Annotated in this window: 14 protein-coding genes; 8 read left to right on the top strand and 6 right to left on the bottom strand. The window is 44.5% G+C overall.

Features of this window, described 5'->3' with window-relative positions; translation table 11 throughout:
• Window positions 1-2 precede the first annotated feature (2 nt).
• Entirely contained in the window at window positions 3-1,721 is a 1,719-nt protein-coding gene (gene recD, locus O3C43_04070; GenBank protein MDA1065659.1) for an exodeoxyribonuclease V subunit alpha, read from the top strand.
• 10 nt (window positions 1,722-1,731) lie between these two features.
• On the opposite strand, the gene O3C43_04065 is transcribed toward recD, so the two are convergent.
• A complete protein-coding gene (locus tag O3C43_04065) occupies window positions 1,732-2,358 on the bottom strand; it encodes a uracil-DNA glycosylase family protein (GenBank protein MDA1065658.1) in 627 nt (208 codons plus the stop codon).
• A 62-nt stretch (window positions 2,359-2,420) separates the two neighbouring features.
• Here O3C43_04065 and trxA point away from each other — a divergent pair, with 62 nt between their 5' ends.
• Window positions 2,421-2,750: a thioredoxin gene (trxA, locus tag O3C43_04060; protein MDA1065657.1), complete on the top strand. Its 330-nt coding sequence runs from the start codon at window positions 2,421-2,423 to the stop codon at window positions 2,748-2,750.
• 87 nt (window positions 2,751-2,837) lie between these two features.
• On the opposite strand, the gene O3C43_04055 is transcribed toward trxA, so the two are convergent.
• Together O3C43_04055 and O3C43_04050 are read right to left on the bottom strand one after the other, a co-directional pair.
• Window positions 2,838-4,058, bottom strand: a complete 1,221-nt coding sequence (locus O3C43_04055; GenBank protein ID MDA1065656.1) for a pyrophosphate--fructose-6-phosphate 1-phosphotransferase — start codon at window positions 4,056-4,058, stop codon at window positions 2,838-2,840.
• A 127-nt stretch (window positions 4,059-4,185) separates the two neighbouring features.
• Entirely contained in the window at window positions 4,186-5,277 is a 1,092-nt protein-coding gene (locus O3C43_04050; protein ID MDA1065655.1) for an ATP-binding protein, read from the bottom strand.
• Window positions 5,278-5,422: 145 nt separating this feature from the next.
• On the opposite strand from O3C43_04050, the gene O3C43_04045 reads away from it, so the two are divergent.
• Both O3C43_04045 and O3C43_04040 read left to right on the top strand, forming a co-directional pair.
• On the top strand, window positions 5,423-6,316 hold the full coding sequence (locus O3C43_04045) for an amidohydrolase family protein (protein ID MDA1065654.1): 894 nt from the start codon (window positions 5,423-5,425) through the stop codon (window positions 6,314-6,316).
• The gene (locus O3C43_04040; GenBank protein ID MDA1065653.1) at window positions 6,285-7,214 is read left to right on the top strand and encodes a rhomboid family intramembrane serine protease; all 930 of its coding nucleotides are present in this window, start codon (window positions 6,285-6,287) and stop codon (window positions 7,212-7,214) included. Before O3C43_04045 ends, O3C43_04040 begins: the two co-directional genes overlap by 32 nt.
• On the opposite strand, the gene O3C43_04035 is transcribed toward O3C43_04040, so the two are convergent.
• On the bottom strand, window positions 7,211-7,912 hold the full coding sequence (locus O3C43_04035; GenBank protein MDA1065652.1) for a YjjG family noncanonical pyrimidine nucleotidase: 702 nt from the start codon (window positions 7,910-7,912) through the stop codon (window positions 7,211-7,213). The two genes, O3C43_04040 and O3C43_04035, sit on opposite strands and share 4 nt — an antisense overlap.
• A gap of 189 nt (window positions 7,913-8,101) precedes the next feature.
• Between O3C43_04035 and sucC the strand changes: the two genes are divergently transcribed.
• Complete coding sequence (gene sucC / locus O3C43_04030) at window positions 8,102-9,292, top strand: ADP-forming succinate--CoA ligase subunit beta (protein MDA1065651.1); 1,191 nt, start codon at window positions 8,102-8,104, stop codon at window positions 9,290-9,292.
• Between the two features lie 2 nt (window positions 9,293-9,294).
• A complete protein-coding gene (gene sucD / locus O3C43_04025) occupies window positions 9,295-10,170 on the top strand; it encodes a succinate--CoA ligase subunit alpha (protein MDA1065650.1) in 876 nt (291 codons plus the stop codon).
• Between the two features lie 70 nt (window positions 10,171-10,240).
• On the opposite strand, the gene O3C43_04020 is transcribed toward sucD, so the two are convergent.
• Entirely contained in the window at window positions 10,241-10,618 is a 378-nt protein-coding gene (locus O3C43_04020) for a VOC family protein (GenBank protein MDA1065649.1), read from the bottom strand.
• Window positions 10,619-10,710: 92 nt separating this feature from the next.
• On the opposite strand from O3C43_04020, the gene O3C43_04015 reads away from it, so the two are divergent.
• Both O3C43_04015 and O3C43_04010 read left to right on the top strand, forming a co-directional pair.
• Window positions 10,711-10,971, top strand: a complete 261-nt coding sequence (locus O3C43_04015) for a hypothetical protein (GenBank protein MDA1065648.1) — start codon at window positions 10,711-10,713, stop codon at window positions 10,969-10,971.
• Between the two features lie 8 nt (window positions 10,972-10,979).
• Window positions 10,980-11,594 carry a YceI family protein gene (locus tag O3C43_04010; protein MDA1065647.1) on the top strand — a complete coding sequence of 205 codons (615 nt, stop codon included), beginning with the start codon at window positions 10,980-10,982 and terminating at the stop codon, window positions 11,592-11,594.
• Window positions 11,595-11,760: 166 nt separating this feature from the next.
• Here O3C43_04010 and O3C43_04005 read toward each other — a convergent pair whose 3' ends face one another.
• Window positions 11,761-12,222, bottom strand: a complete 462-nt coding sequence (locus tag O3C43_04005; GenBank protein ID MDA1065646.1) for a cyclic nucleotide-binding domain-containing protein — start codon at window positions 12,220-12,222, stop codon at window positions 11,761-11,763.
• Window positions 12,223-12,552: the final 330 nt, after the last annotated feature.

The following is a 12,552-nucleotide window of genomic DNA, read 5'->3' as shown; positions in this document are numbered from 1 at the left end:
CAATGTCCACAATTGATAACATTCCCCAACTCAATACGCTCGATCGTGCGTTGGGTCATTTGATAGACCGAAAATCTGAGTCAAATGACAGCAACCTGGGAATCGTTGCTGCATTGGTTAGTTATGCTCTTCGCCAAGGTCATGTTTGCCAGGATCTAAATGAGCTAAAAAATGGCGATTTTTCTGAATACTTCGATCCGGAGTTCCTCGAAGCCCCAATAACACATTTAGAAACAAAGGACCTCGTAGGATCGGAAACGGAATCATCCCAGCCACTTATTTTAACCAGTAAAGGTAAGCTGTACTTACACCGATATTGGCACTACGAACAATATTTACTTACTATCTTAGAGGAACGATTCAGAAGCCCGCTAAGTCCAATCAAGCAAAAAGAATTTGCGAATTTCCTAGATTCAAATGCATCTCTTGGGGCGGACCAAAAAGCAGCGATCACACTGGCAATTCAATCCCAACTCACTCTAATATCTGGCGGTCCCGGAACAGGCAAAACAACCACTGTGCTTTATATCCTGGCTTTTTTAATGGCACAGGAACGCGTTACACCTTTAAGGATCGGCCTCGCAGCGCCCACCGGGAAAGCGGCTCAAAGAATCCAGAATTCGCTAGAGTCCGGTATTCAAAACCTCTATCTCTCTTCAGAAGAAAAAGCAAAGATCCCTACTGAAGCCTCAACACTTCATCGACTACTTGGATATCAAAAAAACAGCACGGAATTTAAACACAATAGAAAGACTCCCCTCCCCTTTGATGTTGTAATTGTAGATGAAGCATCGATGTTGGATTTGCTGATGTTTTCAAAGCTCCTGGAAGCGCTTAAGCCTACTTCCAAGCTTATCCTACTTGGCGACCGTCATCAGTTAGCCAGTGTTGAAGCGGGATCTATTTTTGGAGATTTGATTCAGGCAAGCGTCAGCAACAAAGCTTTGGCCTTGAGAGTCATTGAGCTCAACCAGAATTTTCGGTTTGGAAACGACAGTCCGTTATTCCTGGCATGCGAGGCTATTAAAGAAGGAAATTCTGCAGAAACCTTGTCGATTGTGGAACCAGGCAACAACGAACTTCGACTATTGCCTTTGCCAGCTCCTCAAAAGCTATCCCAGGCATTGGAGTCCTCGGTAACGTCTCATTTCATTAATGTATCAATGGCGGAGTCACCGGAGGAAGCCCTCAAGCTTGTAGAACATCAAACGATTCTGACACCCATCCGAAATGGAAGCTTCGGCGTGGAAAGACTAAATATGGCCATAGAATCACTTATTCGCTCCAAATTTAAAATACCACCACACACTACATACTTCTCAGGACAACCCATCCTCATTACAGAAAATAGTTATTCTCAACGACTGTTTAACGGTGATCTCGGCATACTCTTCGCATCTCCCGATCGACCGGATGACTTATTCGCTTATTTCAAAGACAGTAAGGAAGAGGAACTAAAACGGTTCCCGATATCAGTACTTCCAAATTTCGAACTAGCCTACGCATTAACGGTTCATAAGTCGCAGGGATCTGAATACATTAAAGTAACCTTTATTATTCCTCCAGGAAAATCTCCGCTACTTACTCGAGAACTAATTTACACCGCCATTTCTCGAAGTCGTGAATCCGTAGAAATCTGGGGGAGCAAAGAAGACTTATCACTTGCGATTGAAAGCCAAACCATAAGAACATCCGGAATCCTTGACGCGATGTCTGGTTAGAAAATTGAACTCAATCCTGGATTTTTGCTTGAGCTAAAACTGCCTTAAAGGATGGATGATTTTTTAGTTTCTTTAGAGCCTTTTGTGTAAGCGCTTTTCCGGGTTCCATTCGATGCCAAGTCGACGCACCCGAGGGATGAGGCAAAGGTATCATATCGAACGACACACCCCACCTCTTTATCCTGAATGTTTCGCCGATTGCATCGGTAAGTTTTCCAAAAGATACAAATTGTTGAATAGCCAGCTTACCAACGGGAATCACTAATTCCGGTTTCAATAGTTGCAGCTCATCCTTCAACCAGCCAGCGCAGTTTTCTATTTCTTCTGGATCGGGAACACGATCACCCCCTTTGGGATTTTTTCCAGGATAACAGCGACACACCGCCGCCATATAGACCCATTCACGAAATGCTGGTTCCTCAATACCAACTCCTTCTTTAAACCACCGAAATAAAGTTTTGCCTGCAGTCCATCCAAACGGACGCTGCAATACAGGCTCTTTCACTCCAGGTGCCTGCCCCACCAGTATCACCTTACTCAAAGCTGCCTCTCCAACCACTACTGGTTTATGCATCTTGGGACAGCGGTGACAGGCTTTTAATTTGAGCAGGTGTTTATCGAGATTTTTTTGATTCATAGGTGTTTGTGAAAGGAATGCTGCTCATCATACACTAACCCTGCAAAACCAAATTAAATATCATGTCATACGAAGTAACTAATTTTGAAACAGATGTAATCGCACGCAGCCACAGGGAACCGGTTGTAGTAGACTTTTGGGCACCTTGGTGTGGACCTTGTCGCATGCTTGGACCCGTTATTGAAAAACTGGCCTCTGAGGCAGAAGGCAAATGGTCGCTAGTCAAAGTCAACACCGATGAGAATCAGGACATTGCAGCACGATACCAGATTCGCGGAATCCCAAACCTGAAGCTTTTTGTAAACGGTGAACCCGTTAGCGAACAAGTGGGAGCTCTACCAGAGCCAATACTAAAAGAATGGATTGAAAACCAGCTCGCAGCCAGTACCTAGAAAGCTCTTAAATTATCGTAATAGTTAAATCGAGAAAGCCGTCAGCATTTAACGCTGGGGCTTTTTTCTCAAAATATCCAAGGCTGTTTAATGACTAAGCTTGGAACCTTTAGCTTGGCCGATAGCTGAGAGCAGGTCTCCGAACCAAGCTTGCTCGGTATCGAATGGTTTTCCTCCTTTTATTCTTTCGAACTCGATGGCACGAAGGATGTTTCCTTGATCTTCGTCGTGACCAATGACTCCTCCTTCACGACGCATCGCGCAATCGACTGCGAGGTCGGTACAGGATTTTATTAAACGAAGATCTTCTGCATTGGCAGGAGCAGCACGGCTATAGTACCCGCTCTTTTGAACGAGGACTTTTTCAGCATTTAGTTTGGCGGCAAATTGCTTTGCAAACCATTGACCGGGATTTACGGCATCGAGTTTCGCATGACCAAAGGCATCTCTGGGCACTTCCTGACCGCTCGCTTCCATTTCTGCAATGATGGAATCAACACCTGCGCCTTCGCTGATAAAGATATTAACGTTGTCGATTTCATCCATGATAGCGCGCAGGCGTTTTGCCTCGGCGTCGATATCGAGGCTCATTTCAGGAACAAACACTGCATGTACGTCCTTTCGTGCTTTCGATAATCCGATGTCCGGAACAAAATCCATTTGATCCAGCCCCTTGCGATACTCAACAGCGGTTGCTGCCGTTAACCAGCCACAGTGGCGGCCCATAACTTCGTGGATAATGAGCATGCGTGGATTTGCATTATGTTCAGCAACCACGTTGTCAAAAAATCGCGCGCCATGCTCAGCAGCTGTCCAGGCACCTAAACTTTGCCTTATAGGAATTACATCGTTATCAATAGTTTTAGGTAGACCCACGACGGTGAGGTCATAGTTGTTTTTCGCCAGGAAAGCAGCTAAATCAGCTGCCGTGGTGTTTGTGTCGTCACCTCCAATAGTGTGTAAAACATCAACCCCATCCTTTTCCAAACGTTCAGCGGCAACTTCCAATGGGTTTTGACCTTCTTTAATAAGTCCACGTTTAATACAATCTTCGACATTGGTTAACTTGACACGGCTATTCCCAATGGGGCTTCCACCATGCCGATGAAGAATTCCAGCCTGTTCGCGCATCGAATAGGTCACTGAAAAACTATCACCCAGGAGCAGGCCCTTATAACCACTTCGATAACAAATGATTTCAACATCAGGTGCCAATTCTGTGTAACGTTCAATCAATCCACCAACGGCAGAAGATAAGCAGGGAGCGAGTCCGCCTGCAGTGAGTAGTGCAACTTTTTTAACAGCCATAATTATTGAGAATTAAACAGTTTGCTCAGAGCCTAAAAAGCATTTCCTGAAGCCAATATTAAAAATGGAAACAAAATGATCAGCTGGATTTTCGTCCATCTGTCTCCCCATAAATGCCAAAGTAGGATTACTCGATCGGAATACGTATTGTAAAGGTGGTACCTTTACCCGTTTCCGACGCGTAAGTCAGACGTCCATTGTGTGCTTCAACCACAGATTTTGCGATGGCAGCTCCGAGTCCAGAACCCTCCTTACCACCTGGAGGAGCAGCAAATGGTTCGAATAAATATTCTCTGATATCTTCAGGAATTCCACGACCATTATCGGCAACAGAAAGCGACAGTTCTCCATCTTTTGCGCGCGCCAGAACACGTATACGACCGTTGGATTTCGTGTCTACCGATTCAATGGCATTTTCAACAAGATTCTTGAGCACCCGAATCATTTTTTCCTGATCCAAATTGGCCGAAAGATCGTTATCAATAAATTCAATCGGGCAGGTAGAGGTTTTAAGAATATGCTCATGCTTCGTTTGAAATTTCGCGAACATGTCTTTCATGGAAACTGTAATTTTCTTAAGGCTTTTATAACCTTCCGAAAAGGCAGTGATATCTTCAGCCAACGCCATCACGTAATTGGTCTGATCCTTAATAAGGTCACATTGCTCCTGTGTTTTCTTATCATCGTGCTCCTGACCAATCATGTAGGTGGCGAGGGAAATGATGGAAAAGGGATTTCTCAAATCATGGACAATAGACCGAACCATTTGCCCCACAGCCTGAAGCTTTTCTTTTTGAATCCGTTCCTGCAGATAATGATCCGTAGTTGTCTTGAGGTGCGTGGTAACATTATTCAAAACTTCCAAAAGGAATGGTGAACTTTTCTTTAGAAAATCCAAAAGGAGCGCCCCCGGCACTTCACCCACACGAACGTCATTTCGCGCCTTAGCTCTGAGCTTCCGACTTTCTCCGGTAAGGATACCTAGCTCACCAAAAAAAGAACCTGCTTCCGCAGAACTTACGGGACTGTATTTTCCGGTGTTGGTTTTCTTAAGAAAATCAACATCTCCTTCAAGCAAGAGGTAGAGCAGGTTTGAAATGCTGTCTTCTTCAAATATTACAGTTCCGGCCTTATAGACTTGGATTTTTGAAGAAGCGACGATCTGCTCAGCTTCTGTTTTAGGAAATTTGGTTACGAATGGGTGTTTACGAATCTCCATGCGGTATATTTGATACGCTAACTAGTTAAATGGGATGAACATAAGCCGAAAACAGAATGTCTGGCTGGGGGAATACTAATTAGGACATTGTTATAAATTCCGAGACATTTCTTTAATTTTGATTATTTTATTTTATTAAAATTCAATGAATCGTAACTGGGACAGCCACATCCATCTATTTCCGGAGGAAATGCAAAAGTCGCCCGCGATTTGGGCTGACTCATCGAATGAACCCATTTGGAAGGCCTGTGTTGCGCCATCTGATCGGCCTTCGATCCAAGGATGGGCAACAGAAGAACAACTTCTAAATTCAATGGATATGGCAGAAATTGAAACCGTCGTCCTCCTAGGCTGGTATTGGGAAAATCATCAAACATGCCAGATGCACAATCGTTTTTACGCTAAGCTGATTAAGAAATATCCCAATAGGTTAAAAGCGTTCGTAACGGTCCAACCGCAGAACTCAGATGCAGCGATTGAGGAAATTAGTTGGGCAATTGATACAGGCTTTCTCGGCCTCGGTGAAATCCACCCGCAAGCTCAAGGGTTCTCTTTAAGAGACGACTGTTGGCAGAAAATCCTCAATTTCATAAAAGATAAATCATTTCCGATTAACCTCCACGTGACCGAACCCGACTCGAAACCGCATCCGGGAAAAATAGATACACCTCTAGAAGACTATGTCCAAATGGCTACCAGCTGGCCTGACCAAGTGGTTATTCTTGCTCACCTGGGTGGCCGAATTCCTTTGAAGCAAAAGGAGATCGGATCGGTTAGCTCACTTAAAAACATTTACTACGACACTGCAGCTACACCGCTTCTATATAAGCCTGAACTTTTAAAAGAGATAGCTGAGGAAGTCGGAATAGCACAAATCCTCTTCGGATCAGACTATCCCCTTAGAGTTTTCCCAAGAGAGCAAAAGATTCCGGAATTCTCGAAAAGCGTGCAATTCATCAGAGACTCTGGATTGACAGAAAAGGATTTGGAACGCGTGCTTTCATCAAATGCAAAACGACTTTTCTCAGTCCGAAAGTGAGGATTCTCTAAAGATTGCTGCCGACAGATCTATTATCGCTTTGTTTCCAACTATCCGAAAAGCTCACGAAGCCGGGTTGGCAGTATTGGCAGCAGGAAGCGCTTATTGGGTGTATCCCTACGCAGGTCAATTTGCACTAGTGGTCGCCGAGAAGGAAGCTCGAAGACTCTCCTACGAGGTACGTATTTTTGGATTAAAGAATCGGTTTTGGCCAGCTGTCTCCCCTAGCCTGTCGGAAAAACAAATCAGCGTCATCCCTTCCTACCTTTTTTTAATGATGCTGGTGGTGGTATTCTTCTTCCAGGGATCTATAGCGAAGCTAGATGATCTGGGAATGAACAGCAGCTCCGGTTTCTGGGAAAACCGTGAATGGTGGAGAATTGTAACAGCCGTAACTCTACATGCGGACGTAGGTCACCTGATGGGCAACCTATTTGGAATGGGTTTGTTCGGTTACCTTACAGCCAGATATCTTGGCAATGGCTTGGGGTGGCTCAGCATACTGACAACCGCGGTTTCGGCTAATCTAACAAATAACATCCTGCACTTGGATTCTACATTCTATTCATTGGGAGCTTCAACCGCAGTGTTCGGTGCACTTGGCCTTGTCACGGGATTTCCAATAGGAAGCTTTTTTAGAACCGGAGAAAAAATTACAAAGCGTCAATGGATAATCCCTTTAGCAGGAGGCGTCATGTTATTGGCTTGGCTCGGAAGCGGAGACGCTCGAACAGACGTCGCCGCACATTTGTGGAGTTTTATATTCGGTCTTATGCTTGCCAGCGGAATCTCAAAACTCAATTGGCAAGCAGTCGTAACTAAAACGGGTCAACTTAATCTCTTAATCACTACTTGGATTATCATCATTGGATGCTGGATTTTTGCATTAACCGGCTAAGCCAAAATTGAATCGAGTTCATTTAAACTCGAAACGTGAAATCTTGGTTTCGGAAACCCTAACGGCAATGGATGCGCATTCTGCTTTACCCAGCAAAAATCCATTTTCGCGTTGAGGGCTCCCTGAAAATCCGAGGACACAGAGTCTCCAACCATCAAAGTATCTTCATTGGAATGACCCGCTTCCGCTAATGCTCGCTCAAACAACTTCGCTTTGGGTTTCATTGTTCCCGCTTCTTCGGATATCTGGAATGCCTTTATCACGGGTCGAATTCCCATAGAATCGACCCGAGGGTATTGCACTACAGTAAGACCATTCGTAATGAGCCCAACATCGAATCGTGAAGCGATGTTACGAAAACTATCCTCCGCATTTGGAAGCCACTGGGCAACCTGGCCGAGACAAAAAGCAAATAGAGCTCCTAGTTCATCAGCATTTCTAACAGGCAAGCCTACATGCTTCAAGGTACGACGGGCGCGCTCATAACTTACATGAGACGGTTTTAGTTTTCCGGACTCCACTTCGCGCCAAACGCCTTTGTTTATAAAGTGAAAGGTGCTGGTGTATACCTCCAAGGAAATCGCATCTTTGAAAAACGTTTCCCAACAGGTTTTCAGAGCATGCGTTTCAGAAGCTTTGAAATCCAAAAGCGTGTCATCCAAATCAAAAAGGATGAACTTATAGCGAGGACGGGGCATGTTTAAATTACCAAATAAGTGCGACCCGCCTTCAAGGTAAAAGGAGCCAATTCCTGCCAATCCATCATTTCAAATTAGAAGTATTTTACTCAGCATCCCTTAAATAAATCCAACCCTCCTATAAGCACTTGCTATTGATAAATTCTCCAGTTTTATTTTTGGGCTTTGTTTTCTTAGCAACACTCGTTCATGAATATTCACGAATACCAGGCAAAGGAGTTATTTGCCACTTATGGAGTACCCGTCTCACCAGGCGTGGCTGTCCAAACTGAAGACGCGTTTGACGATGCATTAAATCAGTTCCCTGAAGACGGCATGATAGTCGTCAAATCTCAAATCCATGCAGGGGGACGTGGTAAAGGAACTTTCACAGACGGATATCAAGGCGGAGTCAAGTTAACCCGTTCACGCGCTGAGGCCAAAGAAGTCGCCTCAAAAATGCTGGGCAACACCTTGGTCACTCACCAGACAGGGCCAGCTGGACGAAAAGTTCAGACCATATTTTTTACAGGCGCGGAGTCGATAGCCCATGAGTATTACCTGGCGATTTTAATGGATCGCGAAACCTCCAAACCAGTCATCATCGCTTCCACTGAAGGGGGTGTTGACATTGAAGAGGTCGCCGAAAACAGACCGGAGAAAATAACAAAGGTGTTTGTTGACCCAACACTGGGTATTCAGCCGTTCCAAATGCGCCAGGTTGCATTTGGCTTAGGATTTACCGGCCAAGCGTTCAAAGATATGGTCAAGACGCTGAACGGTCTCTACCAGTTTTTCTGGGAAAAGGATGCTTCCATGGTCGAAGTAAATCCACTCATTCTTACAGAGGAAGGTGGAGTCATAGCACTCGATGCGAAGGTAGGCTTTGATGACAATGCGCTTTTCCGTCATCCGGACATTGTGGCACTTCGCGATTTAAACGAAGAAGATGATAAAGAAATCGAAGCATCGAAATTTAGCCTCAGTTATATTGCTCTCGATGGAAATATTGCCTGCCTGGTTAATGGAGCCGGTTTAGCCATGGCTACCATGGATATCATCAAACACTTTGGAGGTGATCCGGCTAATTTCCTCGATGTGGGAGGAGGAGCTACCGCTGAGCAAGTAACAGCAGCGTTCAAGATCATTCTAAGCGATCCCAATGTAAAAGGAATTTTGGTCAATATTTTTGGAGGTATCATGAAGTGCGATATTATTGCACAGGGAATTATTGAAGCTGCCAAGAATGTGGATATCACTGTTCCTTTAGTAGTTCGCCTCGAAGGCACCAATGTTGAGCTAGGTAAAAAGCTGCTCGACGAAAGTGGCCTGGACCTTACAGCCGCAGACTCCCTCACTGATGCAGCGGAGAAAATCGTAAATTTAGTTAAGGAAGCCTAACTATGAGTGTTCTAGTCGACAAAAACACACGCCTTCTTATCCAAGGAATAACCGGAAAGTTCGGTGGTTTTCATGCCAAACTTTCTCTCGAATACGGAACCACAGTCGCCGCAGGTGTTACTCCTGGCAAAGGAGGTATGATCTGGGAAAATCAGGTACCGATATTTAACACGGTTAAAGAGGCGGTTGAAAATGAGGGCATCAATGCCACTGCGATTTTCGTGCCACCACCCTTTGCTGCAGATTCCATTCTTGAGGCGATTGATGCAGAGATTCCACTCATCGTCGCTATTACCGAAGGAGTTCCCGTCCGTGATATGGCCGAAGTAAAAGCTGCTCTTAAAAACAGCAATTGCCGCCTGATAGGTCCCAATTGCCCCGGCATCATTACCCCGGATCAGTGCCGTATTGGCATCATGCCAGGTTATATCCACAAACCCGGTCGAGTCGGAGTTATCTCACGCTCGGGAACATTGACCTATGAAGCCGTATGGCAACTCACCGTTCGTGGTCATGGTCAATCTACCTGCATCGGCATTGGGGGCGACCCAATCAACGGAACAAGTCACACCGACGCTTTGAAACTGTTCAATGACGACCCTGATACAGACGCGATCATCATGATTGGCGAGATCGGTGGATCGGCCGAAGAAGAAGCTGCCTCGTACATAAAAGAGCATGTTAAAAAACCGGTTGCCGCATTTATTGCGGGAACAACAGCTCCTCCCGGACGCCGCATGGGTCACGCGGGTGCTATAGTCTCAGGAAACAGTGGAAGCGCCGAAGGTAAAATCGCAGCCTTGAAAGCCGCAGGAATCGAAGTGGCTGAAACACCTTCAGAAATGGCGGACGCACTACTGCGTATTTACCATCCATAATCAGTGGTTCACATAAAACTTTTAACTAAAACGGCCGCTTGGAAGAGCGGTCGTTTTAGTTAAATAAGGGTTAGGTTTCGAGAATCTCAACCTCGTAACCGTCAGGATCCGTCAGGAAGGCCATCTTCTTACCTTCAGGAAAAATTTCCCTCCAGTTTTCCGGCCACACATCCTGACCTTTCTTTTCAAGTTCATCGCAAAAACTAATGATGTCATCCACGCCGATACAGGTATGCATCAAATCTTCAGGAACCTTCACCTCATAATCAGGCGAATAACATAATTCCAAAAAGTGCTCATTCCCTTCCAATTCAAGGAAAGCGAGCTGGTTGCCCGCAGGAGACTTGTCGGTACGCTTGGTGCAGACAAAGCCGAGGTTATCACAGTACCAGCTAATGGTCTTATCTAGATTGCTGACACGAATTCGGGTGTGAAGGAATTTAATCATAAGTTCTAAATGAGCAAAAACAGTAACCAGGCCAAGGGCAAACTCGTTGACCTTTAAATATCCACGCTCAAGGTACGGTTTATTTTATATCCATGAGAGACATAATGCAAAGAACAGCACTGCTTTTAGCAATGGCTGGCGTTTTTATGTGGCTCATCGGAGGAGCAAAAGTTGGGTTCTTTGTAACTAAAGAATATATTTCAGTTTTTGACCCGATTGCCGAAATAGAAGGCGGAGTATGGCATCCCAAGTTTTTACCCGGAATCGAGCCCTTACTGGTTGCCGGCGTTTTGGCTGGATCATTTTTCCTTGGTTCGTTTCTAATTTCAAAAATAGTTAACTCAAATCCATGACAATTACCATGAAGGTACTTTTTCTTTTTATATTAGTTACTCCAGGAATAGTTAGCTTATCCGCAGAAACCCTATCCTTTGATTTCGCCGATCCAAAGGGGGTCAACACGATCAACTTTAATATGGATGCTCCGCTCGAATCCATAAACGGCAACGGCAAGGGCGTGTCAGGCCGCGTGCAATTCGATCCACGCGCCCCCGGTAAAACAACTGGCACCATTGAGCTTGATACAAATTCGCTACACGTGGCAAACCCAACCATGAATGGCCACATGCTGGGAAATCAATGGATGGATGTAAAAAATCATCCAGACATCCAATTTAAAGTAGCGAGCCTACAAAATGTAGAAACAACAGGAAATATTACGTCTGCAGAAATTGTCGGTGAGCTTACAGTCAAAGGAGTCACCAGACAAATCACTGCCAATGCAACCCTGACCTATTTAAAAGGTAAATTGAAAGCACGCATGGGTCCCCGAGGCCCGGATGGGGATCTACTTGTTATTCGCACCAAGTTTTCAATTTTCCGCTCAGATTTTGGAATAGGCACAGAAGATATTACAGAGAAAGTCGCTGAAGAAATTGAAATATCACTTAGCCTCGCAGGTCAGTCGTTATATTGAGAATCGAACTAAATCATTTCAGAAAAAGGCTCAGTTCAACTGGGCCTTTTTTACGGTCAAAGAAAACAACTCTCCTACTCGCTCTTCAAAATGAGAAGTATTCGAATAAAGATTGCTGTTTATGAAATGAAAACGAAAGGAGTGAGACGACCTGGTCTAAAAAAGCCTAATATCGATACCAGGAAACACCATAGTCCCGATAAAACGGATTCCGACTAACGTGATTCATTCTAGAATTAATATTGGATACTTTTTTCCCGAGCTCCGTTCCCAGATTTGAATATAAGATCTCGAATTGAGATGGCGATGTTGCGGCTAATTTTTCCAACTCCCGATTATCAATTTCAGTTATCCAACAGTCTTCATTGGCATAAAGGGACGTAGATCGATGGCAAGATTCCAAGAAACTTGACTCGCCCAAAATAGAAGGACCGGAATAATAGCCGAGCAAACAATCTGTACCATCAGAACGTTTCGATTCCACAGCCAATCCTTTATAAAAGAAAATCAAGCTCGACCCACATTCGTCCTGCTTGAAAATATAATTTCCACCCAAGACAATTCGATCGGTTCCAGCATCTAATAGCGAATTCAATACGCTGACATTAATGCCTTTAAATACGGGCATCGTTCTGAAAACAGAAAGATGATTATCTTCGAGATTTTGAGAATCTCCTAGATCAACTTTTAAGGGTGATTTCGCCATCTAACTCCGGGATTGAACGGCCTTAACAACCGTTTATTAGGATGTGAGAGAAGATAATACTCTTCGGGTATTTAATCGAGAACAAGTTAATCAAAACCTGGCAATTTTGGAAAAAAAACGCCTTTATTAGAAAGCATTCTGATAATTATATTCTTATCCTAAAATCAGCTGGGGGATTCCCTTATCACGGTATAATTATTTAGAGCGTATAATGCGTATGGTTACAGGGATTGATAAATAAACTTGCCCTCG

This window comes from Verrucomicrobiota bacterium (assembly GCA_027622555.1).
Lineage (GTDB): Bacteria > Verrucomicrobiota > Verrucomicrobiia > Opitutales > UBA2995 > UBA2995.
This window is presented reverse-complemented; position numbering and strand designations above follow the sequence as displayed.